Source organism: Desulfosporosinus acidiphilus SJ4, assembly GCF_000255115.2.
Classification (GTDB): domain Bacteria; phylum Bacillota; class Desulfitobacteriia; order Desulfitobacteriales; family Desulfitobacteriaceae; genus Desulfosporosinus; species Desulfosporosinus acidiphilus.
In genome coordinates this window covers 2,308,135-2,334,527 of sequence record NC_018068.1, presented here as the reverse complement: position 1 = coordinate 2,334,527, position 26,393 = coordinate 2,308,135, and the positions used below count along the sequence as shown (strand labels likewise).

General features: G+C 42.4%; 20 protein-coding genes and 3 rRNA genes. 4 read left to right on the top strand and 19 right to left on the bottom strand.

Features of this window, described 5'->3' with window-relative positions:
• Nucleotides 1–140 precede the first annotated feature (140 nt).
• The 5 genes from DESACI_RS10760 to DESACI_RS10740 all read right to left on the bottom strand — a co-directional run bounded on the left by DESACI_RS10760 (nucleotide 141) and on the right by DESACI_RS10740 (nucleotide 7,644).
• A complete protein-coding gene (locus DESACI_RS10760; protein WP_014827221.1) occupies nucleotides 141–1,319 on the bottom strand; it encodes a C40 family peptidase in 1,179 nt (392 codons plus the stop codon).
• A 500-nt stretch (nucleotides 1,320–1,819) separates the two neighbouring features.
• Nucleotides 1,820–1,935, bottom strand: a 5S ribosomal RNA gene (gene rrf / locus DESACI_RS10755).
• Between the two features lie 117 nt (nucleotides 1,936–2,052).
• Nucleotides 2,053–4,965, bottom strand: a 23S ribosomal RNA gene (locus DESACI_RS10750).
• A 369-nt stretch (nucleotides 4,966–5,334) separates the two neighbouring features.
• Nucleotides 5,335–6,902, bottom strand: a 16S ribosomal RNA gene (locus DESACI_RS10745).
• Together the 16S, 23S and 5S rRNA genes form the textbook arrangement of a ribosomal RNA operon.
• Nucleotides 6,903–7,326: 424 nt before the next feature.
• Nucleotides 7,327–7,644 carry a hypothetical protein gene (locus DESACI_RS10740; RefSeq protein ID WP_041276052.1) on the bottom strand — a complete coding sequence of 106 codons (318 nt, stop codon included), beginning with the start codon at nucleotides 7,642–7,644 and terminating at the stop codon, nucleotides 7,327–7,329.
• A 129-nt stretch (nucleotides 7,645–7,773) separates the two neighbouring features.
• Between DESACI_RS10740 and DESACI_RS10735 the strand changes: the two genes are divergently transcribed.
• Nucleotides 7,774–8,949: an N-acetylmuramoyl-L-alanine amidase gene (locus tag DESACI_RS10735; RefSeq protein WP_014827219.1), complete on the top strand. Its 1,176-nt coding sequence runs from the start codon at nucleotides 7,774–7,776 to the stop codon at nucleotides 8,947–8,949.
• 647 nt (nucleotides 8,950–9,596) lie between these two features.
• Here DESACI_RS10735 and DESACI_RS10730 read toward each other — a convergent pair.
• From DESACI_RS10730 to DESACI_RS10700, 6 genes are all read right to left on the bottom strand, one after another.
• Nucleotides 9,597–11,198: a peptide chain release factor 3 gene (locus tag DESACI_RS10730; RefSeq protein ID WP_014827218.1), complete on the bottom strand. Its 1,602-nt coding sequence runs from the start codon at nucleotides 11,196–11,198 to the stop codon at nucleotides 9,597–9,599.
• Between the two features lie 519 nt (nucleotides 11,199–11,717).
• Nucleotides 11,718–12,506, bottom strand: a complete 789-nt coding sequence (locus DESACI_RS10725) for a formate dehydrogenase accessory protein FdhE domain-containing protein (protein WP_014827217.1) — start codon at nucleotides 12,504–12,506, stop codon at nucleotides 11,718–11,720.
• Nucleotides 12,507–12,545: 39 nt separating this feature from the next.
• Nucleotides 12,546–13,244, bottom strand: a complete 699-nt coding sequence (locus tag DESACI_RS10720) for a formate dehydrogenase subunit gamma (protein WP_014827216.1) — start codon at nucleotides 13,242–13,244, stop codon at nucleotides 12,546–12,548.
• A gap of 53 nt (nucleotides 13,245–13,297) precedes the next feature.
• Nucleotides 13,298–14,077 (bottom strand): 4Fe-4S dicluster domain-containing protein, encoded by a 780-nt coding sequence (locus DESACI_RS10715; RefSeq protein WP_014827215.1) that lies wholly within the window; start codon nucleotides 14,075–14,077, stop codon nucleotides 13,298–13,300.
• A gap of 2 nt (nucleotides 14,078–14,079) precedes the next feature.
• Entirely contained in the window at nucleotides 14,080–17,127 is a 3,048-nt protein-coding gene (fdnG, locus tag DESACI_RS10710) for a formate dehydrogenase-N subunit alpha (protein WP_014827214.1), read from the bottom strand.
• 354 nt (nucleotides 17,128–17,481) lie between these two features.
• Nucleotides 17,482–18,705, bottom strand: a complete 1,224-nt coding sequence (locus DESACI_RS10700) for a cache domain-containing protein (RefSeq protein WP_014827213.1) — start codon at nucleotides 18,703–18,705, stop codon at nucleotides 17,482–17,484.
• 173 nt (nucleotides 18,706–18,878) lie between these two features.
• Between DESACI_RS10700 and DESACI_RS10695 the strand changes: the two genes are divergently transcribed.
• On the top strand, nucleotides 18,879–19,337 hold the full coding sequence (locus DESACI_RS10695; protein WP_014827212.1) for a YbjN domain-containing protein: 459 nt from the start codon (nucleotides 18,879–18,881) through the stop codon (nucleotides 19,335–19,337).
• Between the two features lie 32 nt (nucleotides 19,338–19,369).
• On the opposite strand, the gene trhA is transcribed toward DESACI_RS10695, so the two are convergent.
• A complete protein-coding gene (gene trhA / locus DESACI_RS10690) occupies nucleotides 19,370–20,020 on the bottom strand; it encodes a PAQR family membrane homeostasis protein TrhA (protein WP_014827211.1) in 651 nt (216 codons plus the stop codon).
• A 260-nt stretch (nucleotides 20,021–20,280) separates the two neighbouring features.
• On the opposite strand from trhA, the gene DESACI_RS10685 reads away from it, so the two are divergent.
• Nucleotides 20,281–20,487 carry an alpha/beta-type small acid-soluble spore protein gene (locus tag DESACI_RS10685; RefSeq protein ID WP_014827210.1) on the top strand — a complete coding sequence of 69 codons (207 nt, stop codon included), beginning with the start codon at nucleotides 20,281–20,283 and terminating at the stop codon, nucleotides 20,485–20,487.
• A 231-nt stretch (nucleotides 20,488–20,718) separates the two neighbouring features.
• On the opposite strand, the gene DESACI_RS10680 is transcribed toward DESACI_RS10685, so the two are convergent.
• From DESACI_RS10680 to DESACI_RS10655, 6 genes are all read right to left on the bottom strand, one after another.
• A complete protein-coding gene (locus tag DESACI_RS10680; protein ID WP_014827209.1) occupies nucleotides 20,719–20,916 on the bottom strand; it encodes a hypothetical protein in 198 nt (65 codons plus the stop codon).
• A gap of 87 nt (nucleotides 20,917–21,003) precedes the next feature.
• Entirely contained in the window at nucleotides 21,004–22,170 is a 1,167-nt protein-coding gene (gene dinB, locus DESACI_RS10675; protein ID WP_041276433.1) for a DNA polymerase IV, read from the bottom strand.
• A gap of 67 nt (nucleotides 22,171–22,237) precedes the next feature.
• Nucleotides 22,238–22,666 carry a MauE/DoxX family redox-associated membrane protein gene (locus DESACI_RS10670; protein WP_014827207.1) on the bottom strand — a complete coding sequence of 143 codons (429 nt, stop codon included), beginning with the start codon at nucleotides 22,664–22,666 and terminating at the stop codon, nucleotides 22,238–22,240.
• Nucleotides 22,663–23,076 (bottom strand): thioredoxin family protein, encoded by a 414-nt coding sequence (locus tag DESACI_RS10665; RefSeq protein WP_041276049.1) that lies wholly within the window; start codon nucleotides 23,074–23,076, stop codon nucleotides 22,663–22,665. The genes DESACI_RS10670 and DESACI_RS10665 overlap by 4 nt, the downstream gene beginning before the upstream one ends.
• A 216-nt stretch (nucleotides 23,077–23,292) precedes the next feature.
• Nucleotides 23,293–23,715: a GNAT family N-acetyltransferase gene (locus DESACI_RS10660; protein ID WP_014827205.1), complete on the bottom strand. Its 423-nt coding sequence runs from the start codon at nucleotides 23,713–23,715 to the stop codon at nucleotides 23,293–23,295.
• 119 nt (nucleotides 23,716–23,834) lie between these two features.
• Nucleotides 23,835–25,088 (bottom strand): Y-family DNA polymerase, encoded by a 1,254-nt coding sequence (locus tag DESACI_RS10655; RefSeq protein ID WP_014827204.1) that lies wholly within the window; start codon nucleotides 25,086–25,088, stop codon nucleotides 23,835–23,837.
• Between the two features lie 185 nt (nucleotides 25,089–25,273).
• Here DESACI_RS10655 and DESACI_RS10650 point away from each other — a divergent pair, with 185 nt between their 5' ends.
• Nucleotides 25,274–25,855 carry an HDIG domain-containing metalloprotein gene (locus DESACI_RS10650; RefSeq protein ID WP_014827203.1) on the top strand — a complete coding sequence of 194 codons (582 nt, stop codon included), beginning with the start codon at nucleotides 25,274–25,276 and terminating at the stop codon, nucleotides 25,853–25,855.
• Between the two features lie 314 nt (nucleotides 25,856–26,169).
• Here the strand turns inward: DESACI_RS10650 and DESACI_RS10645 are convergent, their stop codons facing one another.
• Nucleotides 26,170–26,370 (bottom strand): CopZ family metallochaperone, encoded by a 201-nt coding sequence (locus DESACI_RS10645; RefSeq protein ID WP_014827201.1) that lies wholly within the window; start codon nucleotides 26,368–26,370, stop codon nucleotides 26,170–26,172.
• Nucleotides 26,371–26,393: the final 23 nt, after the last annotated feature.

Genomic DNA, 26,393 nt, shown 5'->3' with positions numbered 1-26,393 from the left:
AAAAGACGAGATTACTTTAAAATAAATTCAGTCTTAAAAATTTGCGGTTCTAGGCCGATAGTATAAAAACAAAACGCCCTTTAAATACGGTTTGCGATTAAATTAATTAATCTACCGAATTTAAAAGGCGTGTGAGATTTTTACTGAGCAAGAACACGTCGTGCCCCTAAGTAACGAACCGACCAATATGAATTTGTCATATCATCATAGGAGACACCGCCGTTGGAAGAATTAATCATCGTATTATTTCCTACATAAATTCCAACATGAGAAGCATCTGAAGCATAGGTATGAAAGAACACAAGATCTCCAGGCCTAAGGTCTGAGCGAGAAACAGGCACCCCATTCGTAAACTGTTGTTCTGAAGTTCGACTTAAAGATATGCCAAAATGGCGATAAACATATTGAATATATCCGGAGCAATCAAACCCCGGTGAAGGGGTTGTCCCGCCCCATACATAGGGAATGCCTAGAAATTGAGATGCATAACTTAGGACTTCCTTTGCACCGCCGGATACTGCTACGGTCCCAGACACGCCACCAGTATCTCCCTGACCAATTGCCCCTTTGTCCCTCGCAGCGTTAGCAGCCTCTATCTCCTGTTGCTGAATCAATTGTTGAATTCTATTGACTTTCGCTTTGGCATTTAAAGATTGAGTGAGTGTTGCTTTTTCTTGCGTACTCAACTGCGACAGGACTTCTTGCTGCTTGTCTAACACTTGCTGGACAGACTGTTGAGACTGAGTCTTTTCATCAAGTGTCGATTGTATTGAAGCTTTCTTTTGATTAATTAATTCCTTTTGATCGTTTAATGATTTATCTAAACCGGCTATATCATTTTGGATCTTACTGTAAGTACCTACGATCATTTTCACCTGATCGGCTCGCTCAAGAAAATCAGATAAACTGGTCGCATCAAGCAAAATTGCAAGATAGGTTGTCACACCATCTTCATAGTTGCTTTTTATGAATTGTCCCAAGGCTTTTACATGCTCTTGGCGCTGATCTTCAAGTTTCTTTTGTCGATTTTCTAAATCTTGAAGATGACTCTGTTCCTGCGTTAATGATGTTTGGTCTCGGGCGATGCCGTCGTTTAAAACTTTAATTGATTGTTTTAAAGCTAAGACTTGTGCTGTAGCTTTTGCTACTTTATCCTTCTGATCATTCAAGGTTCCATTTAAGGTTTGAACTTGCTGCTGGGATTGAAGCAACTGCTGATGCAAATCATCGGCTTGAGCTGGAATTCCCGTTGAAACAAGGAGCAAGGCTCCAATAGTACCAGCAACTACCGATTTATAAAAAAACAACTTCCTATTCATCCATCAAACTCCTCAACGATCCTTAATAATTAAGAATTCGCCATAAATCTCTAAATTCCTTGTCAAAGAATTCAAAATTTGCCTTTAAGGAGTTGGTGTCTAGGATGTTTGATAGAGCTAATGAAAATACTCTTCTTGACTAACCTCTTTAAACAAAGGTCCAGGCTCTATAGAATTGGGCTGTTTCATATAATTATAAACATCCTTTCAAATTCCCTACTGTAAGAGGTTGGGCATCACGCATAAGTTCATACCCTAATTGGCCATTGGGTTCAAGAGTTGCAATCTTAACATCTTGATAGTTTTAATCCAACTTGTCGTAGTCTCATTAACTTCAGTGTTCGTATATACGAAAAGCGGACGAGCTTTTCGCCACATTGCGACTTGTGACGCATTCTCCTGCAATGTGGGTCCGAACGGGTGGAACCCCGGTAGTTTTGCTTTATATTTCTTGTTATAGACACAGAAAGACTGCCATTAAGGCAGTCTTTCGTTTGTTTACCTGGCGATGACCTAATTTCCCAGGGGCTATGCCCCAAGTATGCTCGGCCCTGGAGGTCTTAACTTCCGTGTTCGGTAAGGGAACGGGTGGAACCCCTCCGGCATGATCACCAGATCTCTGAGATTTTCAGTTTTCTTTTACAGAACCCTGCTCTCTCAAAACCACATAGAGTCTTCTTTCTAGTTTCGTCTTCTTCGGAAACACTGAGCCACGTTCCTGCCGTAGTTCAATTAGGTCAAGCCCTCGACCGATTAGTACCGGTCAGCTCCACACCTCACGGTGCTTCCACATCCGGCCTATCAACCTGATCTTCCTTCAGGGGTCTTACCAGCTCTCACTGTGGGAAATCTCATCTTGAGGCCGGTTTCGCGCTTAGATGCTTTCAGCGCTTATCCGATCCGAATATAGCTACCCAGCTGTGCCTCTGGCGAGACAACTGGTACACCAGTGATTCGTCCATCCCGGTCCTCTCGTACTAGGGACAGATCCTCTCAAATTTCCTGCGCCTGCGACGGATAGGGACCGAACTGTCTCACGACGTTCTGAACCCAGCTCACGTACCGCTTTAATGGGCGAACAGCCCAACCCTTGGGACCTACTACAGCCCCAGGATGCGATGAGCCGACATCGAGGTGCCAAACCTCCCCGTCGATATGGACTCTTGGGGGAGATAAGCCTGTTATCCCCAGGGTAGCTTTTATCCGTTGAGCGATGGCCCTTCCACTCGGTACCACCGGATCACTAAGCCCGACTTTCGTCCCTGCTCGACTTGTAGGTCTCGCAGTCAAGCTCCCTTTTGCCTTTACACTCTGCGCGCGATTTCCAACCGCGCTGAGGGAACCTTTGGGCGCCTCCGTTACTCTTTAGGAGGCGACCGCCCCAGTCAAACTGCCCGCCTGATACTGTCCTAATCCCCGATTCAGGGGACCTAGTTAGAACTTCAGTACAAAAAGAGTGGTATCCCACCGGCGACTCCACCAAGGCTGGCGCCCTAGCTTCTCTGTCTCCCACCTATCCTGTACATTTTATACCAAAATCCAATGTCAAGCTGCAGTAAAGCTCCATGGGGTCTTTCTGTCCTGTCGCAGGTAACCCGCATCTTCACGGGTATTACAATTTCGCCGAGTCCCTCGTTGAGACAGTGTCCAGATCGTTACACCTTTCGTGCGGGTCAGAACTTACCTGACAAGGAATTTCGCTACCTTAGGACCGTTATAGTTACGGCCGCCGTTTACTGGGGCTTCAATTCAAAGCTTCGCCTTGCGGCTAACCTCTCCTCTTAACCTTCCAGCACCGGGCAGGTGTCAGCCCCTATACTTCTCCTTGCGGATTCGCAGGGACCTGTGTTTTTGTTAAACAGTCGCCTGGACCTTTTCTCTGCGGCTCACCTTGCAGTGAGCGCCCCTTCTCCCGAAGTTACGGGGCCATTTTGCCGAGTTCCTTAACGAGGGTTTTCTCGCGCGCCTTAGGTTTCTCACCCCATCTACCTGTGTCGGTTTGCGGTACGGGCACCCAGTCACTCACTAGAGGATTTTCTTGACAGCTTGGAGTCGGTTACTTCGCTACTATGTTTCGCTCCCCATCACGTCTCAGAGTTATCGCAGGGCGGATTTGCCTACCCTACCTCCTACTCGCTTGGGCGTGCTCGACCAACGGCACGCTTAACCTATCCTTCTGTGTCTCCCCATTGTTAATAACGCTTCTCGGTGGTACTGGAATCTCAACCAGTTGTCCATCACCTACGCCTTTCGGCCTCGGCTTAGGTCCCGACTTACCCTGGGCGGACGAGCCTTCCCCAGGAAACCTTAGATTTTCGGCGGACAAGATTCTCACTTGTCTTTTCGCATACTCATACCGGCATTCTCACTTCTAAACACTCCACCATTCCTTACAGAATGACTTCCCTGCATTTAGAACGCTCCCCTACCCCTGCACGTAAACGTGCAAGCCATAGCTTCGGTGATACACTTGAGCCCCGTTACATTTTCGGCGCAGAACCACTCGACCAGTGAGCTATTACGCACTCTTTAAATGGTGGCTGCTTCTGAGCCAACATCCTGGTTGTCTGTGCAGTTCCACATCCTTTCCCACTTAGTGTATACTTTGGGACCTTAGCTGATGGTCTGGGCTGTTTCCCTTTTGACTATGAATCTTATCACCCACAGTCTGACTCCCAATCTTAAGACCATGGCATTCGGAGTTTGATAAGGTTCGGTAACCTGGTAAGGCCCCTAGCCTATTCAGTGCTCTACCGCCATGGTTCATCAATTGAGGCTAGCCCTAAAGCTATTTCGGGGAGAACCAGCTATCTCCGTGTTCGATTGGCATTTCACCCCTACCCACAGCTCATCCCCTGCCTTTTCAACGACAGTGAGTTCGGGCCTCCAGTGGGTTTTACCCCACCTTCACCCTGGCCATGGGTAGATCACACGGTTTCGGGTCTACAGCATGCAACTCGTCGCCCTTTTCAGACTCGCTTTCGCTTCGGCTCCGGCTCTTCGCCTTAACCTCGCTGCATACCGTAACTCGCCGGTTCATTCTACAAAAGGCACGCCACTACACCGAAGTGCTGTGACTGCTTGTAAGCGTACGGTTTCAGGTTCTTTTTCACTCCTCTTCCGAGGTGCTTTTCACCTTTCCCTCACGGTACTGGTTCACTATCGGTCGCTAAGTAGTATTTAGCCTTGGGAGGTGGTCCTCCCTGCTTCCCACGGGGTTTCACGTGTCCCGCGGTACTCAGGATTCCCTCACAGAATGTCTCCCTTTCACTTACAGGGGTGTTACCTTCTCTGCCGAGACTTTCCAGTCTTCTTCAGCTAGAGATCCATTCCTAAAAGAGGGTCCTACAACCCCAATCCCCGAAGGGATTGGTTTGGGCTCTTCCCGTTTCGCTCGCCGCTACTCAGGGAATCGATGATTCTTTCTCTTCCTCCGGGTACTTAGATGTTTCAGTTCCCCGGGTTGTCCTCGGCAACCTATGTATTCAGCTGCAGATCACCGGATATGACTCCGGTGGGGTTGCCCCATTCGGGTATCCACGGATCAAAGCCTGCTTACGACTCCCCGTGGCATTTCGCTGTTAACCGCGCCCTTCTTCGACTCTTAGCGCCTAGGCATCCACCGTACGCCCTTAGTAGCTTGACCTAAAATCTATACTACGTTAGGGTTTCTCAAAACTTCGTTGACACGTCGTTTTGAGGTGATGTTTCCTTTGACTTACTAGAAATTATTTCTCTATGCAGTTTTCAAAGAACAGCATGTTCAATGTTACCAATAATTTTGTGAACGAGATTCCATTTTGATTAATTCGCAAGTATTTATGCGGTTCATCTTCCTGGTCTCTCAAAACTAAACAACAGTTTTGCCAATGAGTTTGCCGATCCCTCGGCTTGAGTCTTGCGACTCTTTTTTGATCTCTTATTAAAAACTTAAGTTTAACCTTCGTTTTCTTCATAAGAGCATCGACCCATAGGATGTTCGTTTAAAGCCTAAGCTCTAAACCGTTCTCCTTAGAAAGGAGGTGATCCAGCCGCACCTTCCGATACGGCTACCTTGTTACGACTTCACCCCAATTATCGGCCCCACCTTCGACGGCTAGCTCCCTTGCGGGTTACCTCACCGGCTTCGGGTGTTGCAGACTTTCGTGGTGTGACGGGCGGTGTGTACAAGGCCCGGGAACGTATTCACCGCAGTATGCTGACCTGCGATTACTAGCGATTCCGACTTCATGCAGGCGAGTTGCAGCCTGCAATCCGAACTGAGACCGGCTTTCTCGGATTGGCTTCACCTCGCGGCTTCGCTTCCGTCTGTACCGGCCATTGTAGCACGTGTGTGGCCCAGGACATAAGGGGCATGATGATTTGACGTCATCCCCACCTTCCTCCGGTTTGTCACCGGCAGTCTATCTAGAGTGCTCACCTTGACGTGTTAGCAACTAAATACAGGGGTTGCGCTCGTTGCGGGACTTAACCCAACATCTCACGACACGAGCTGACGACAACCATGCACCACCTGTCTCTCTGCTCCCCGAAGGGCACCTCCCTATTTCTAGAGAGTTCAGAGGATGTCAAGCCCTGGTAAGGTTCTTCGCGTTGCGTCGAATTAAACCACATGCTCCACCGCTTGTGCGGGCCCCCGTCAATTCCTTTGAGTTTCAACCTTGCGGCCGTACTCCCCAGGCGGAGTGCTTATTGTGTTAACTCCGGCACAGGAGGGGTCGATACCCCCTACACCTAGCACTCATCGTTTACGGCGTGGACTACCAGGGTATCTAATCCTGTTTGCTCCCCACGCTTTCGCGCCTCAGCGTCAGTTACAGTCCAGAAAGTCGCCTTCGCCACTGGTGTTCCTCCACATATCTACGCATTTCACCGCTACACGTGGAATTCCACTTTCCTCTCCTGTCCTCAAGATACCCAGTTTCCGATGCACTCTCAGGGTTGAGCCCTGATCTTTCACACCGGACTTAAATACCCGCCTACGCGCCCTTTACGCCCAATAATTCCGGACAACGCTCGCCCCCTACGTATTACCGCGGCTGCTGGCACGTAGTTAGCCGGGGCTTCCTCCTTAGGTACCGTCATGTCTCCTCCATATTCCTGAAGAGACCGTTCTTCCCTAAAGACAGTACTTTACAATCCGAAGACCTTCATCATACACGCGGCGTTGCTCCGTCAGACTTTCGTCCATTGCGGAAGATTCCCCACTGCTGCCTCCCGTAGGAGTCTGGGCCGTGTCTCAGTCCCAGTGTGGCCGTTCACCCTCTCAGGCCGGCTACTGATCGTCGCCTTGGTAGGCCTTTACCCCACCAACCAGCTAATCAGACGCGGGTCCATCCATAAGCGATAGCATTTTCAGAGGCCATCTTTCCTTAAAAAGCGATGCCGCTTCTTAAGCGTATCCGGTATTAGCCCTCGTTTCCAAGAGTTGTCCCGGTTTTATGGGCAGGTTACCCACGCGTTACTCACCCGTCCGCCACTAAAAACTTCGTAAAGTAAACTTAACGAAATTCTCCGTTCGACTTGCATGTGTTAGGCACGCCGCCAGCGTTCGTCCTGAGCCAGGATCAAACTCTCCAAAAAAGTTATTCAACTTCTTCGTAAGAAGATGATTTCTTGCTCATGATTTCATGATTCTTTTGAAACTCTTGCGAGTTTCTCTCATTGGCTGTCCTTGTTGTTTAGTTTTCAAAGACCATGGATAGTCTGAGTGTCGCGGAGGACATGGATGTCCGAGAGCGACCAAAGATCAGGATTTAAATATTAACGCCCTCATTCATAATTGTCAATTACTTTTTACACATTATAGCAATTAAGCAAGTTATGATTTGGAAATTTTGCCGCATTTGCGACGCTCAGTTATAGTACCACTTTTATCGATATACTGTCAACTATTATTTATCGATATTTAAAATATTATGCAATCCAATTTATTCCATATTGATTTGCGCAAACTATATATGCATTGCAGCTTTAATTAGTTGTAGTTTTAGCACAATTTACATTCCTAACGAGATATGATGATGACCCAGCGGGTCCGAATGATATCGTAAAATAGACAGCCGGTAACACGCATGGTTTTACTCCAAAGGATATGTAAGCGTGCACCAAGTAGCTGACCTGCGAAATAGGACCCAATTAGAATCGGAAATGTAAAAAGCGCCCATCCAAGGCCGAAATAAAGGCGGAGAAAAATAATGATTGGGACAGGAAGATGAACCGATAAAAACCACGGTAATGAAAACTTCTTCACATTTTCTCGCCAATAGCCAAAAGGGATATTTAATAATATGACGATTATCGAAACAATAAACCAGATCATCATGGCATAATCCTTTCAATAATTAATTGTAAAGTATCAATAATCTTTTTTATAAACTATGTTTACGAGATAGATTCCTACAATATACATAAATGAGGAATAAACAGGATAACAGGAGGAGTGTGCTGTTGAATGTTTCACCGTCCTATAATTCTATTAATACGCAAACCTATTCTTATGAGTTTGATAATATTGCTGACCGTAGTTATCATTGCAACTGGCACATTAAAGACAACCTTCTCCCAAAGTCTGAAAAATAAGATCATTGTCATTGATCCAGGTCATGGAGGCGCTGATCCTGGGGCGAAAAATTCAGGGATTAAAGAAAAGGACGTAAATTTGGATATATCACTTCGCTTACGCAATTCCTTGGAAGCAAAAGGCTGTACAGTTATTCTCACTCGTGAAATCGATAAGGATTTCTATGATCCCGGACAATATGTAGGCCGTTCAGCGAAGCGAACTGATTTAAATCGAAGAGTCAGTCTAGCATCTTCAAATAACGCAGACGTATTTATCAGTATCCATGCTAATAGTTTTCCCAGCCGAAAGACTTACGGAATGGAAACTTATTATCATCAAGAATCATTAACAGGAAAAATTTTAGCGGAACAAATTCAAGAACATCTGATTAAATTACAGCCCGATAATACCAGAAAAGCCAAGTCCGGCGATTATTACCTTTTGAATCAAACAAAAATGCCCGCAGTGATCGTAGAAGTGGGGTTTATGTCTAACCCGCGCGAACGAAAACTTCTATTAACAGATGGCTATCGGAACTCTATTGCAGCTGCAATTGCCGACGGCATAGCAGGCTACTTCGAAACTCCAAAAGATATACGAGAAGGAATAAAAAATGTGTCAAGCCAAGAAGGTCCAACACCCATTGGCAAAGACTCCTATAATTTATACTTTTCAAATATTAGTCTGGACGGTTTAGGCGCTGAAAAGCGAGTCTTCAATCCGACTACTTGGAATAAGCTCAACCTAACTCAAAAGTCAGATGTTATCCTAAAAAATCTTATCGAGGGACCAACTTCCCCTATCTATGTTGGCACTCTTTCACCAAAGACAAAAATTATTTCCCTGGTGTTGCATAATGATATAATCACCGTTAATTTCAGCAAGGATATCCGCGAGGACTACTTTGGCAGTGCTCTTGAAGAAGACATTGCCGTGAAATCTATTGTTTGGTCACTAACTCAATTGCCAGGAGTAAATGGAGTAAACATTTTAATTGACGGAGAATTCGGTGATTCAATCGGAGGTCATGTAGTTTTCGATCACGTCTTAAATCCTCGCTCTTAATTATGTTCGGAAGTTCAAGGTATTAGTATTTTGATAACAACACTTTAGCAGTCACAGTTTGGGCAAAGAATAATTGCGGCAAATACGTTGAGCAAAACACTGTTATACAACATTATTCATTTGAAAAATAAATATAAAACAGATATTGATTTAACGAAATACTGTAGTATAATAATAATATAAATTTTATTCTGTATGATAGGAGGTTGAATCATGAAACTGATTTCTATAAATGATACTGCTCCAAATAATAAACCTCTTTTGTATCCTCCAACCTGTTCCCAATGTCCTGATCGCGGGAATTGTAGTCAATGCATCGCATTTTGATGTTTTGGCTTTAATTTCTACTCCACTTTATTCCCCTCCTTTTATTGCTATGCCGAGTTTATGCTCGGCTCTTTCTTTTTAAAAATTTATAATCATAAGCTATAACTTTCCACCAAATATCTCTACTTTTTTTATAGATATTTTCCTATGCTTAGTAGAGACCATTCAGTCGATTTTATGCTTATGTTTATGACTATGCTTAAGGCTATGCTTATACTTATTTTTATTTAGTATTTACGATAAATAATGAAGTACAAAGAGAGAAGCTTGGGATTCCACTTTATTCCCAAGCTTCTCTCTTTGTACTTCGGAAAATCAAATTAGCTTACAGTAAGTTCTTTAGGCTGATTTAAAAACTCTATCTCATAACGATCACTAAGCCATTTTGCTTTCCATTCATCTAAGAGTAATACAGCATAGTTTTCGTCTTTATCTAACACTACGGTACTCATACTGGATTCGGTTAATAGTTTAATATTTCTTTCAACCTTATCGACCCAACGTACAATTTCATAAGGAAGATGTTGAATTTCAACTTTAACACCATACTCTTCCCGTAAACGGTATTCTAAAACTTCAAATTGCAATTGTCCTACCACACCGATAATTGGAGCTTCAACTCCCACGTGCAAGTCACGAAAAACGTGAATTGCTCCCTCTTCCTGCAGCTCTTGGATACCTTTAATAAATTGCTTTCGTTTTAAAGCATTGGCAATACTAATTCGGGCAAAATTTTCAGGACTGAAAAAAGGCATTGTTTCAAATTGAAGGCCGTCTTTTTCTGTTAAAACATCCCCTATTCGCAAAAGACCACTGTCGTGAACTCCAATAATATCCCCAGCATAAGCTTCGTCGAGAATTGTTCGTTCCTGAGCGAACAACTGCTGTGGTTGGGCAAGTCTAAGACGGCGATGTGACCGAGTGTGTATAACATTCATCCCTCGTTCATACCGTCCTGAACATATCCGAACGAAAGCAATCCGGTCTCGGTGCTGAGCATTCATATTGGCTTGAATTTTAAAAATAAAACCCGAAAAACTATTGGTTTCTGGAGCTAATATTCCCATATTTGTACTTCTCGGCTGTGGTGCCGGCGCCAGTTTCAAGAAACTCTGCAGGAAGTTCGGAACTCCAAAATTATTGAGAGCACTTCCAAAAAACACCGGGGTTACCTCACCGCGGTCAACACGTTCTTGTGAAAAAGCGTTCCCCGCTAGATCTAAAAGATCAATCTCATCGTGCAATTGTTTAAGAAGTTCTTGTCCAATCCCTTCTTGAACATTTGGATCGCTAAGATTCCCTGAAACAGGCGGTGTTGAACTTTTTTTGCCGATACCTGAGATGAACCGCTCAACCATCCCGGATTGCCGATCATAGATCCCCTTAAAATCCTGGCCCATTCCGATTGGCCAATTCATAGCATAGGCTTCAATGCCTAAAATCTTTTCCACTTCATCCATTAAATCGAGAGGATCTTTAGCCTCTCGATCAAATTTATTGACAAATGTAAAGATCGGTATTCCTCTTTGCCGGCAGACATAAAACAACTTCTTAGTTTGGGCCTCAATTCCTTTGGCTGCATCGATTAACATGACCGCACTATCAGCTGCAGTTAATGTACGGTAGGTGTCTTCGCTAAAGTCTTGGTGACCTGGAGTATCTAAAATATTAATAACGTAACCCTGATATTTGAATTGGAGAGCACTTGAAGTGATGGAAATTCCTCTTTGGCGCTCGAGTTCCATCCAATCTGAAGTGGCATAACGTTCCGCTTTGCGAGCTTTGACGGAACCTGCCTCATGAATTGCGCCACCGAAGAGAAGCAGTTTTTCAGTTAACGTAGTTTTACCGGCATCCGGATGGGATATAATGGCAAATGTTTTTCGGGTACTTATTGCCGATATCAAGTTTACTTGGCTCAATGTCTTTAACTCCTTAATCTGTTATCCTTTAAATAAAAATGTTTCATTAAAAATGCTTTACCTTGGAAGGCAAAGAACTAATAATATTTTAAAAAAATCATTCACGAGGTTCTCTGCAATAATTATATGAAAATCATCTCAAAATGGTATTATATCATGATATATCATTAATTCTCAATTGAAACTTTATTCGGATAGATATTCATTCTGTAAACTATAGCAAATTTTTAATCTAACCGTAAGACTTCCACTTCTATAAGTGGGAGTGATCTCTATTCACTTTAATTACTTTGGCGTAGGTGGTTGCCTAGTTGCACGATTGCTAGAAGACAGAGAAACTGTTTTCGCACGTATTATCACTTCTAGCAGTATACAACCGAAAGTTATACGTTCTTCTAGTACAAAAAAAATGTTCTCAATCACTTTGACAGTGAAAGAAAACACTTTTTTATTCTGTACCTGCCTGGAAATTTTGAAGAATACATTTTAGGTGACTCTTATTATTATGCCATATGCTTCCTATTGAGTCTTTACAGATGTTCTATGGTCAGCTACCCAGTGTTCACCTGCATAATTCAGTGGTAAGGTTCTGACGTCTTCCCAAACTAAATCTTCAGCAGTCAGCAATCTTAAATCAAATTCTTTAAAAAACTGTCCGCAGCTTTCACAAGTTACTAATTCAACGCCTGGATATTCTTTAGCCCGCAAATAGTTTTGCGAACTAGCTTCATCCCGGCCGCACAAAATACATCCAGTCCTCATGACTGGCCATTCCTGGCCACAGAAAATGCAGTGTAAAAAGCGTTTTCCATGGGGCGGTATAAGCACTGAAAGTACAGCTTTCTCACCACAGATAGGACAACACCTATTTTGATTTTCCTCACTCTCATGCTCATGCTCACTGATTGAGTTACGGAACTGTATGTTATCCTCAAACCTGGAATTTAACATTATCCGGACTAACTGAGCTAATCCACTCAGCGCTAATTGGAGGGTGCTTTGCAGCCAAGCTTTTTGTATCCCTCGTCCCGCTTTAAGATTTTGCCAAGCATCTTTTAAATCTGAATCAGAGACTTCCTCTTCCATGACTCGATTTAATCTCACCCAAAGTTCAAATATCGCATCTGCTGGCAGATTTGCCAAGGGATAGTAAGGCGGAGCCTCAGTTATTTTTAGGTTTTGCAACCAAAATGATCCTCGTTCCTCCTGCCATTCTTTAATCTCTTCCTTAAGTAACCTATAGGTCTGATAAGCTTCCTCCAAATTATTCTCTTCAACAGTTGCATTCGTTTCATTCAGCGTATTCATTAATTGTCCTCTCCCCGCCAACATTTCATGATATGGTTATCAAAATCTTTGCTCCTTTTGAACTCTGTCATACCATACAGCGTGGTGAGCTCTGGCGAACTTAGCTGATACATACCCATTCAGCATTCCCGGTAAAGCGGCCCGCGAATCCGGATGTAATACTCCCAAATATATATGTCCAAGTGAAGCTGCGACCATCATAAACATTGATAAATCATGAACCGGATAGGCCCAGCGAACAACTCCTGCCGGAAACCAAGGTGCCATCCACATCACGGCTCCGCTTACAGTAATAAAGAAAGAACCAAAGATTGTAATCAAGGAGTTAATTTTTTCTCCCCCATTATATTTGTCTTGAGGAGGATAATCACCATGTCCGCCAAAGAACTCTTTAGGAAAGGCTTTGACATGCTGCCAGTCCGACTTCGTGAATTTAAAGACGGATTTTAACCATTCCCAATGGTGACTGGGATTTCCGACCACAAACATCAGCCCCACGATGACGACAAAAACGATAGCAGCCCCCCGGTGTATCAAGCGGGCAATTTGTATCCCCCCGAATACACTCATGACGGGTTGAAAGGCTGGACTGAGAATTCCCAGGCCCGTAAATAGCAAAAGAAAAAAGGCAATGGCATGAACCCAGTGACTTATACGTTCACCCTTGGTAAACCGCAGTATTTTACGTGAGTTTTGAGGTTGATTTCCTTCTCTCTTTGTTTGAGCGCTATTGCCCATTAGACTTCCCCCCATTTTTTTAACTTCAATTGATTCGGAGCAATTTTCTGCTCTTAGTCATCTTTAGAACGATAGGCACCTTTTACTAAATTGGCAAAAACGCCTATGACCACGGCAGCTGCGGCTCCACCCACTGCAATCCCGCCTACAGGCCGGACGACATCTTTCCACAGTGTAAGAGAAAGGGGAATCGTCGGATTGGCTGGCAGGCCATATACTTCGGGGCGATCCAAGAGCAGATAGAGAAAGGTCGTACCGCCCATTTCCTTTTCTCCATAAAGCTGTGCCTTAGGATGGGTTTTCTGAACCACAGCGAGGCGTTTTTTCGCTTGGCCCAACAGGTTCGAGTACTCTCCAAACTCTATAGCACCGGTTTGACAAGTCTGTGAACAAGCAGGTTTTAGATTGTTCTCGACTCGGTCAATGCACCCAGAGCATTTAAATGACTTCTGAAGAACTTGATCAACCTTTGGAACACCAAAAGGACAGTTTTCTGAACAATAGCCGCAGCCAATGCATTTTGCGTGATCAATGACAACAAACCCAGATTCTGTCTGGCTTATAGCTTTAGACGAACAAGCTTTTAAGCAAGCCGGATCTGCACAATGGAAACATTGTGCTTTGCGCATCAAGAAATTCATGGTTTGCTGTTCATACTTTTCCGTAAAAGTTACATATGTCCAAGTCTTCGGAGTAAAGTCTTTTTGAGATTGATAGCTAGTAACCAGATGAGTCTTCTCGGCAGGAAGCTCATTCCATTCCTTGCAAGCGACAGTGCAGGCTTTGCATCCCGTACATTTCGATGTATCCACAAACACCATTTTTCTGGTCATCGCTAAGCCCTCCTTACATTAACTAAGCAAACTTTATACTCTGGAGTTCCCGCGCCGGGATCTAAGGCTGCGATTGTCAGCTCATTGGTGCTTGGACCTGGGCTTAAACTTGCGAATCCCCAACTCCAGGGCATACCAATTGTTTCAGTTTCTTTGCCGTTTACTTTATAGGTCTGCAGGCGATCCGTTACAAGGGCTCGGACTGTAACCTTACCCCGAGCAGATGACACTTCCACCATGTCTCCTTCTTTGACGCCTATCTTTTGGGCAAGATTTTTACTAAGCTCGGCAAACGGTTCTGGCATAATTTCGTTGAGCCAAGGTATATTCCGCGTGATTCCTCCGGCGCAGAAATGCTCCACAACCCCATAGGTCGTCAAAACGTGTGGGAAATCATTGGCCTTACCCATTTTTTGAATTTCAGGTGAAGATGAAAGGATTAAAGCCACAGGACTTTTAGATACTTTTGAATGTAAGAGGTTTTCAGTCGGACTTTCCGTGGGCTCATAAAATTCCGGCAAAGGTCCATCAACGCATAACCCGGCAGGGCGCACTCCAATCGGCGGTAAACCATCAGCAGAGGGAGTTACGGGTAAACCGCTCATATAATTAGCTGCAAACAAGCGTCCTAACCCTTCCGGATTCATTCGAAAACTTTGCTTGCCTTCAGGCGTATCAGGTCCTTTCGTCTTGTCTACAACATCCGGGCCATCATTTCCTGACCAAATATTATTGGCTGCATCCCACCAAATCAATTTGCGTTTGTCATCAACAGGCTGTCCCTTTTCGTTACAGGAGGCTCGATTATAAAGTATTCGAATATTTCCTGGCCAGGTAAAACTCCAATCTTTATAGAGCCCTAAACCTGTTGAATCAGCATTTTTTCGTCGAGCCGCTAAATTTCCGTTACCGGTTACACCCGCATAAATCCAACAGCCCGTAGAAACAGCTCCTGTCGGTGCTTTCAGATAATCCGCCAAAGATTGCGTCAACTTTCCATTGGTCTCATCATAGCCATTCAGCTCCTGAAGTACTTTTAAAGCACTCGCTTCTTCGCCATAATCCCAGCGAGCGTTCAATATTGGAGCATCTTTTACATCTGTGCTTCCGGCATAGAGTTTACGAATCCTTTTAAAAATCGAATCGAGAATTTCAAGGTCCGGCTTTGCCTCTCCCAGAGGTTTAAGGGCGGCATTTTTCCATTGAATCCAACGAGAAGAATTTGTTAAGGTACCATCTTTTTCATAAACAAAGGCGGCCGGAAACATAATCACTTCTGTTTTAATATCTGCAGGTTTGACCCCAGGCTCTCGCCAAAACTGAGCCGTCTCAATTTCAAAGAGGTCGGAAACTACCAGCATATCAAGCTTTGTCAATGCCGAACGCACTAATTGCCGATTAGGTATAGAAACTAATGAATTGGAACCAAAGTTAAAGGCCAATTTAAACTGACCTTTTTGCATCATCTCAAAAAGTTTTACCATTGAAGCATTAACGGCAGGATTAATTTTCGGCAAATAGCTTAATGCGAAATCATTATCTTTTGTGGCATGCTCACCAAACCAAGCCTTTAGAAGAGCTATTAAGGGTTTTTCCTGAACTGACCCATTGCGAACTTTATAATCACGAATACTCTGATCCGTATTAATAGGATAAGGTAAATATCCAGGTAAATTATTAAATAAGTTTGCCATATCTGTCGATCCTTGAACATTAGGCTCTCCACGCAGAGCATTAATTCCCCCGCCGGCTTTGCCGATATTACCTAACAGTAATTGAATGACTGCGTAGGCACGTATTCCTTGAGTACCTGTTGTGTGTTGGGTCATACCTAAAGCATAAAGGATTGTCCCGGGTTTTCCTTTACAAAACATGTCTGCAATCTCTTTGATTTTTGCCGCCGGAATTCCGGTAATTTTTTCAGCAACGTCAAAGGTATATCGTGAATAATGAGTTTTCAGCTTAGAAAAGACACTTTCTGGGTCCTCAAGGGAATCTGCTTTAAGAGGCTTATTATCCGAACCAAGTTGATACCCCCAACTTGTTACGGCATATTTTCGATTCTTCTCGTCATAACCTGAGAAAACACCGTCTTCAAATTTATAATCCTTCGATACTTTAAGTAAGGCATTTGTATAATTCAAAACATAATTCCGATCAAATAATTGATTTTCAATAATATAATTAATCATCGCACCGAGATAAGCAATATCTGTGCCGGGTCTGATTTGAGCAAATAGGTCAGCTTTTGAAGCGGTCCGTGTGAAACGCGGATCAACGACGATCATCTTAGCTCCCTTTTCCTTCGCCCGGTTAATCCACTTCATGGCTATCGGATGATTTTCCGCGCAGTTACTGCCCGCAATCAAAAAGACCTCCGCATTCTGTAAATCAGACCATGAATTTGTCATAGCACCTCTACCAAATGAAGGCGACAAACTTGCCACCGTAGGAGCATGTCATATTCTGGCCTGATGTTCATTATACGGAGTACCTATAATTCGGCTGAACTTGGAAATCAGATACGACTCTTCGTTGTCCACTTCAGCAGAGCCTAAGAAAGCGATCCCTTCTGCTCGGTTAACAGGTAATAAATCATGTTGCCCAGTTTTAGCGTTGATTACCTCATCAGTAGCTTTCCAAGTAGCATCTCTGACCTCCTTCGTCTTCTGAGCCACTCGGTTTAAGGCATCCTCCCAAGAAATATCTTCCCAATGATCAGAACCCGGGGCACGACGTCTCGGTTTTGTAACACGATCAGGGGAATAGGCGACACTGAGTAAGCTGGCAGCTTTAGGACAAAGAGTCCCCTCATTGGTCGGGTGATCCGGATCTCCCTCAAGATGTACCAGTTTTCCCTCTTTAACATACAAGAGCAGTCCACATCCGCCCGAACAAAAATGGCATATGCTCGGGATCTTTTTGCTTCCCTCAAGTTTCAGAGTAACCCCTTGAGCTTCTGCTACCGTCGGATCAAAACCTAAACCTGAAGCTAAAGCGGCAATGGATAGCCCTGAAAGTTTAAGAAAACTACGGCGAGAAACATCCATACCTTTTCCTCCTCTGTTTATCTCTTTTTCTTTTCTATTAAACACACCTATCTCTTTCCATCTAAGTCCAGGAATAGGTAATGCCTAATACTTTTCAGCTTATAGCTCACGAGACATTTATATTATTGAATTTTCCAAATATTCTACCCTATAGATTAACCCTATTTCTCGTCTCTGTCTGCATTATGTACATTAAGTAAATAAAAAAAGATTATGTAAACCGGCTGCTTAGGTACACTTTTCTGGGGTGAGATACAAACAAACGTTATTTTTTCGTATTTAAAAGGGACGTTGAAAAAGCGAATTTTCAACGTCCCTTTAGGGAGGAATAAGAGGATTGGGGGCTTAGATGGTTCAGTCCTGAATAAGATGAAAAAGTTTAACAGGTCTTCCTACGGTTCCATATTTTAATTCAGTACCTAATACACTGCATTGCTCTAGATAATCCAAATAACGCCGAACAGTTACCCTCGTAAGCTTTACACCTTCTGCCACCGTTTCAGCTGACACAGACTCATCGGTATCTCGCAAAAACGTGAGAATTTGTCTCAACGTAACCACATTTAAACCTTTTGGTAATCCCTTTCTCCCTAAATATTTATGTTCAAAAACTTCATCAAGGCTTGCATCCAAGGAAGGATTAATTTCAACACGGTTCTTGTAAACCTTTTGTTCTTCATTATACTTATTTTCAGGGTTCGGTTCCTTGAACTCATTCTCCAATCCTTCTTCAAGGGAACCGATGACTTCATAATCCTCCAACAGATCTTCTTTACTCTCCCGAACAATAGTCACTTTGCTCATTTCATCAGCAATGGTACTAAGTCGTTCAACCATCTGGTTAAATGCAACAGCTAAATCCCCAATTTCTCTCGGTCCAGTTACATTGACTTTTTCTGTAGCATGTCCTGTCGCTACATCTCTTGTTCCTAACGTTATTTCCCGCAAGGGATGGATTATAACTCTTTGGATAAAGAACCAAGTTAAGACTATTACAATTAGGGTTAAGCCTAGACCTAAAATACTCAGCCGTATTAAAGAATTAACGATAAAGGCTTGAGTGTAATTCTTTGATATCCCAACATAGAAAATACCAATAATTTCTCCGTTACTGTCACGTATGGGCTCATAGGCAGTTTGAAACAACTGACCCACGACATTTGCTTCTCCAAGATATGTTTGTCCATTTTTCAAGACCGTTTGAGCCACAACATCGGAGACTTTTGTGCCGATGGCTCGTTTTCCATTAGCATCACGCACAGTGGTGGCTGTACGAGTGTCTCCCAAAAACAGAGTCACTGTATCACCCGTTAACTCAGATAAATGATCCACGAGTTCTGTTTGATACGATACCTGAACATCTCCTTTATATAAAATTCCTGATTTTATCTGCCATGGTCCCGGCATTCTGACATTAATAATGTCCATACAGGTTTCTAAATCCGTCTCGGCTTTCACAATAGCTGCCTCAACAGCCCGTTCTTTCATATACCAACCAAAGACGAAAATAAAACTTGCAGCTAACAGAATTAACGAACCAAGCATGAGCAATAAAATTTGGTGTTTAAGAGAATGCAAGTTACCCCCTCCTTCGGAGAGATAATAATCCTTTATATTCTTCGAGATAATTCCACATATAACCTCCTTTTCCAAGGAAGTATTTTTAGTTCAGGATTTTTGACGGTGCAGGAATTGTTAACCTTCACGTGGAATTTGTAATTTATCTAAGGCATAATAAGGAGGGTGCTACCATGTCTTTATTTCAAGTTCTCTACGAAGTTCTAGATCAAAATGGTTGGGATTTTGACTCTGACACCAAAAATGAAATTATAAAGCTTGAGATTCGAGGAGTTAACGCTAATTTCCATGCTTTTCTCCTCGTTGATGAGGAGCAGGAATCTTTACTTTGTAATACACATATTAGTCAAAAAATTCCTTACGCTAAGCGACTTGAAGTATGTGATTTCATGAGCCGCGTCAATTACGAACTAGCGAACGGTAATTTTGAGATGGATATGGACAACGGAGAAATCCGCTTCAGAACCTTCCTTGATTTAGCGGATGCCGAACCCTCCAAGGATCAGATTCTTAATATTGTCTGGAATGGAGTACTTGGTTTTGACACTTATTATCCAGGCCTAATGAAACTTGTCTATGAAAATTATAGTGCAGAAGCAGCAGCAGCTTATTGCAACGAAGAAAACAGTTAAAAGGGAGTGGCATCATTCGCCACTCCCTCGTATTATGCTGAGATAGGAACTATGTAAATAAGCATCATGATAAAATGAACTAAACTCCCAGCTGCAATAAAAAGATGAAATATTTCATGGAATCCAAATCGTTTAGGAAAAAAATCAAAGATTTTAGTTGCATAAATGACCGCACCTATTGTATAGGCCACTCCGCCTACCGCCATAAGAATAATTGCTCCCTCGGGAAGGTGATGGATAAGCTGTATGAAAGGTACCAAGGCAATCCAGCCAAGGGAAACATAAAATGCTGTTGAGACATAACGCGGTGCATGAATAAACCAAATTTGTAAGATCATCCCTATTAATGCTAAAGTCCAAACAGATATGAGCATTGCCCATCGCCAAGCTCCCTCAAGTCCGAAAAAGAAAACCGGGGTATATGAACCTGCAATCAGAAAGTAGATAGATATATGATCAATCTTTCTCAGGATCAACTCTTTTTGCGGTGTTGTCCTAACCCAATGATAAACTGAACTTGCCCCGTAAAGCACAATTACGCTCAAACCATAGATTGTCATCGTAATCAGCTTAGAGATACTATCCTTGCTGTTTATTATTAAGAGTACCAGACCTGCAATGGCTGCAAAAAAAGGAACTAAATGTGTCCAAGTATTAACTGGTTCTTTCATTTTTAAGCTCATAAGGATGGCCTCCTGAACATTTTTCCTACATAGTTCTTCTAACTTAATTTTATACCTTGCCTGATTCAAAATCAATAAATCATAATAACCCCACGTTTTAACTTCCCCATTTTTTTTAACTTCCCCATTTTAATGAAGATAAACAATAAAATAGGGAAGCAATTTAAATTGTAGCAATAATTACCTGATTAATAAAAGCCAACAAAGACATAATAAGAATGTTCCGGTACACAAACACATTTAAAAGGAGGGTTCCTATCATGGCAGGAGAAAGAAACACAAACACACCAGCATCACAAGGTGCCGCACAATCTTTGGATCAGTTCAAGTATGAAGTTGCAAATGAAATGGGACTCCAACTAGGTGGTGACCGTACCAGCCGCGAAAACGGTTCCGTTGGCGGTCAAATGACGAAACGGATGATTCAATTCGCTGAAGAACATCTTAAAGGCGGAACAAGAATCTAACGTTAAAACTGTAAATTAGTTTGTAAAATAAGAAGGGTATCATTAATGATATCCTTCTTATTAATTTTGTATGCCGCGTCTATATTATAGTGCATTATAGTGACTGTATATAGACAATAGGAAATTCAAATTTGCACAATATACTTCATTATCAGAGTAATTGATCCTAAAAAATTTTATATTCCGGTTGGATGACAACTTAATCTAAATACAAAAAGGAGCCCTAAGCTCCTATTTAATAGTCCCGTCCGTTTCTTCCAAATGCTTCTTCTTAGAAGCCAATTGAGCCTTTACATCTTTAATTTGATGGGCTGAAAGTTCTTCGGCGTTTTCTTCCAGAAATTTTTCGTTTTTGTGGATATTCTTCAAGGTCAAATCAAGTCTTTTTAAATCTTCAAACTTATTTTTGTTTCCGTCATGTCTCGGCATGCTCCTCACCTCTGAACTAGTTTGTCCAAAAGGCAGAGATTAATCCTAAAAGGTTATGCCAAAATAAAGAGTTACAGGTTATACGTATTATAAAAGTCTTGCCCTTACAATGCCCCTTTTGCCAAATTTTTGGTTTAGAGCATCGATAACCTTTGCCAAAGTTTCCGATTTGCTGTCTTCTTCTGAGAACAACGCAAGTTGACAATCACAATTTGAAGACAAATTACTCATAGTAACCCCAAGCAAACGTATAGGCTTTATTAAGGACACACTTCGCAAAAGAGTTCTTGCTTCATAAAAAATTACCTCATCAAGATCTGTTACTTGATCTAAGGTTTGAGAACGAGACAATGTTTTAAAATCGTCAAACCGTATTTTTAAAGTTATTGTTTTTCCTTTCAAGCTCCTTTGGCGCAGACGCCGGCCTACATCTACAGCAAGCTCTAATAATGTAGTCTCCAGAACCTCCACATCTGTCACATCCGTTGAAAAGGTTGTTTCTCGTCCAATGGATTTAATAACCCTCTCACTTTCCACAGGCCGTTCATCAATACCCCGAGCTAACTGATAAAGTTGACTGCCCATTACTCCAAATTGCTGAATTAAATAGTCTGGTTTTAAATTGCGTAAATCTTTAATTTTTCTTACATTAAGTTTATGTAACTGTTCCGATGTTCTTTTGCCCACTCCCCAAACTCTTTCAATCGATAAGGGATCGAGAAATTCCTGAATCTTATCAGGCTGAACTAAAACAAAACCGTCCGGTTTCTGTAAATCCGAAGCTAACTTCGCGAGAAACTTGTTTGAAGCTATACCTACTGAAGCCGTTAAGTTTAGTTCTTCTTTAATACGTTCTTTAATCTTCAAAGCAATTGAATCCACAGCCCCGAATAAACTCGTAGAACCTGTGACGTCTAAAAAAGCCTCATCCAATGATAATGGCTCTACTAAGGGAGTATAGGTCAAAAATATTTCCCGGATTTTTAAGGATACCTCTTTATATTTTTTCATATTTACAGGCACAAATATGGCCTCAGGACAGCGGCGATAAGCTTCACTCATGGACATGGCGGAGTGTATACCAAATTTTCGAGCTTCATAGGATGCCGTGGAGACTACGCCGCGACTATTCGGTTTCCCCCCAACCACTACCGGTTTACCCAATAATGATGGATCGTCTCGCTGCTCTACTGAGGCATAAAAAGCGTCCATATCGACATGTATGATTTTGCGTAAGCCTTCCCATTGATTCAATATATCATTAGAGCAATTTCGAGGGATACCGCCAAATACACTTGTCACCAGCCTCACCTTTCGCACATTATATTTCAGTTCCGGGTTTGGGTAAAATGTTTTTCTTCCATTCTCTAAAACAAACGATACCAGCTAATATCATAATAGAGAAATCTCGAATTACATAATATAACGTAATTTTTTCCGGTCCGCTAAACCCGAAACATCCACACCCATAGGGCAGAACATGACTATAGTTCAGGACTGTTTGAACTAAGAAGAACAAAGAAAGCAAAAGCAAGAAAAGACTGGCATACTTACCTTGCCAATTTAACCCCAGAGATAAGCCGGACAATATTTCCAGCCAGGGAAATACTATCGTAATCAATAAGGCAATATATACTGGCATAAAGGGATAATAAGCTAAAATTGTCGCTTTAAAAAGATAAAGATTTAAAATTTTTGAAACTCCGGCGTATAGGTATATGCCGGCAAGCAATAATTTTAAGAGAATCACTGGGTTCCTCCTGTTTCCTGAAAAAAATTCAGATAATCCTTAACATTTCCGAAGCCCCCTGTGATACCTTTAACTAACTTGTGATTATTATAGACATAAATTGTCGGTGTTCCTTGTATCTGATATTGCTTACGCAAATAATCATACTTCTGAACATCAACTTTCACAATGTTTTGTACCGCCAGGTTCTTCACTGCCTCTTTTAGATAGGGTTCGGTTTTAATACACTGTTCACACGTAGGAGAGTAAAAATAAACATAAAAATTATCGCCCTTATCTATCATTTGTTGTAGTTGAGCAGGCGTAATATCTGTCATCTTGTCCTTCTGAAACATTTGTGACTGCCAAAAATAAATTCCCAAGGATAGCAATATTCCTACGATAAAAATGGAAATAAACAGCTTCTTCATCAATTAACCTATTCCTTTCCCTTCGCCGAGGACGTGAACTTGTTATTATCGATCAAGCCTCACATTGATAAGCGAACTTTTAATTTAATTCAATTCAAATTATTTATCCAGTTTTACGATACCCATTTCTTGTAAGTGGGGTTAGGTCCTTCGTAAACTTCTGGTGGGGTAGAGTCCCCATCTTAAGCCCTGATGTTCGGCTTTAGCTGAACGAATTCACTCCGTAAAACCCTTGTCCTTCATTTCTGCTGCGTTGTGAAATAAGGCCATTCCTGTCTTCATTTTCCTAAAATCAAGTTTTTCGTAAAAACCTTCTTTTCCCAGGGCTGCATACAAAATAATGTTACAGTTGGGAAGAGACCTTTTAATGGTATTTACGATCATCCTCCCTATTCCTTTTCCTTGGTATTCAGGCAGTATGGCCAAATCATACAAAGCCGCCTGATAAGCCCCATCGGAGATAGCGCGGCCAAAACCAACCAACTTTTCGTCATCAAAAACAAAAACCACCGTATGACTATTCTCAAAAGCTTTCTTATGAATTTCCGGCGCATAACTTGCCATGCCAACTAATTTCAAAGTCTGAGATACAAGATCCCATCTGATATTTGAACAGTCGCACTGAATTTTCAAACTCATTTTGTTTCTCCCCCTTGTTTCCGAATTTGCAGGGATATTAATAATCAAGAAAATTCCTTACCCTGATATTCAAGGCAAATCGGGAAATCCCTCCTTATAGCTAAGGACAATTTTTTCCTTTATAAAAGACTTGTCATCATAGGATAATCCTCATTTTCAATGACACCGCCGGTTATTGAATGAAGCCCGCTGTGCAGAAAAGCTGATCTAAAAATCGCAGCGGACCCAAATTTCTCTCTGATGACATCAACGGTACTGTCTACCTTACGCCGTTTAGCAAAATTCTTCCCAAATAAAGCGGTTTGATAAAAGTCATTTTGGCAAAGTTCGGATACACGCAGTCCCACATGTCTAAGGGGTTGGTTATCCCATAATTCATCGAAAAGTTTACAGGCTATTTCCCAGAGTTCATCAGTACAATCCGTAGCATTAAAAAGTTTTTGCTGGTGGGAACAACTATAAAATTCATGGGTTCGAAACGATATGGATACTAATCGTCCTAATAAATTAGCCTGGCGCAGCCGGGCACTTACAGATTCAGTGAGCGAAAGAAGGACAAGATGAGCATTCCTCCGATCCTCTACATCGAAGGGAATGGTTGTAGAATTGCCCATACCTTTCACTTCAATAGAACCACCCGGTCGAACAGGAGAATAATCAAGGCCATTGGCATAATTCCAGATTAAAACCCCATGGGATTTAAGAAACAGCTTAAGAAGCCTTAGGTCAAAGTTGGCCAATTCCCCAATCGTTCGAATTCCCCGAGATCGAAGCTTTTTAGAAGTCGCTCTTCCAACCATAAAAAGTTCCTCAACCGGCAGAGGCCACATTTTTTGGGGTACTTCTTCAGGAAAGATGGTATGAACCATATCCGGTTTTTTAAGTTCTCCAGCCATTTTAGCCAATAGTTTATTGGTGGAGATTCCAATGTTCACAGTGAACCCCAGCTCATTTTTTATTCGTTCTTTGATCTCGAAGGCCGTTTTTAGGGGGTCCTGGAAGCGCAGATCCATTCCGGAAAAATCCAAAAAACATTCGTCAACGGAAAACCGCTGAATAAAAGGACTATACTCTTGGAGTATCTCAACCATAGCATCACTGCACTGGCGATATAGAGTATAATTGGGGCGGACAATAATTAACTCCGGGCACTTTTGACACGCCGAGTAAAGAGTTTCACCCGTTTGAATGTTAAACTTTTTAGCAGGAATCGACTTTGTAAGTACGATGCCATGTCGAGTGCTTGGGTCGCCCCCAACAACTGCCGGAACTGTCCGCAAATCCAGGGATTCCCCCTTCTGAAGCCGATATGAGGCTTCCCAGGAAAGGTAAGCAGAATTAGCATCGATATGAAAAATATATTGTTTCGCCATAGTAATAACACCGCCTGTTTATGGAGGTTGAGCAGTACACCTATTTGCATTTAACAGAACTTATGTTCCCATTATAATCACATCCCTTTCAAACATCAACGAAAAACTGCTTAGAGACAAGGTTGACATAAAAGGGAGAAACGTTTAGTATTTTTTTAAACACTAAGGGAAAAGAGGCATCTATCGTGGAACAGACAAGACCAACCAGAGAACAAGCCTATGATCTTTTAAGAAAATATAATAAGAGTGACAGCCTGATTATCCACGCCCTGTCCGTTGAAGCTGTTATGCTGCATTTTGCCGGCCTTCTTGGTGAACCTGATAAGGAAAAATGGGGCATCATTGGGTTGCTGCACGACATTGATTATGAAATGTACCCTGAACAACACTGCTTGAAAGCACACGAAATACTGACAGAACACAACCTGCCTGAAGACTATATCCATGCGGTTCAAAGTCACGGCTGGGGGTTATGCAGCAATGTTGAACCTATTCATACCATGGAAAAAGTATTATACACCATTGATGAACTAACAGGCCTCATCGCAGCCACTGCTCTCTTGCGGCCAAGCAAAAGCATTCTCGATCTTGAAGTGAAATCCGTTAAAAAGAAATGGAAACAGAAGAGCTTTGCTGCCGGAGTTAACCGAGAAGTCATTGAGCAGGGCGCAAATATGTTGAGCATGGAACTCGACTATATTATTGGAGAGACTATTAAAGGGATGCAAAGTGTGGCTGAAAGTATCGGCTTAAAAGGGCAGCTATAGAAGTGATTTTGGGGTTGTAGTGGGGTTAGAGTCCATCCTTCAGCGCGATAGCATTTATTATTGGCTGGGCGCTTTCGGCAAACTGTCCACAGGACACTTTCGTCACCGAAGCCCCGAGGTTCAGGTTCAGCTGTAGCTGAACGAGTTCACTCCGATAACCGAGACTTTGCGCTCGGTTATTTTTAATTGGCATACTTTAGTTTCCTTAATTACATGGAGTTCTCATACAAACCAAAAGGAAAGAGGGGAGTCCACTCAACTTCAAAAAGCCTGAGTGATACTCCCCCGAAAGAAAAATCATTATAAGATTTGCTTTATTCAACCACGGTATACCCTGCGTCTTGAACAGCTTTTACAAGACTGGCACGATCCGCGCTTCCCGTAATAACCGCTTCTTTAGCTTCAAGATCGACCTTAACGCTTTCAACTCCACTAACTGCTTGCAACGCTTTTTCAGTTCTCATTTTGCAATGATTGCAAGTCATACCTTCAACTTTCAGAATGGTTTGGCTCATTATGTTTCACCTCCATAACTTCA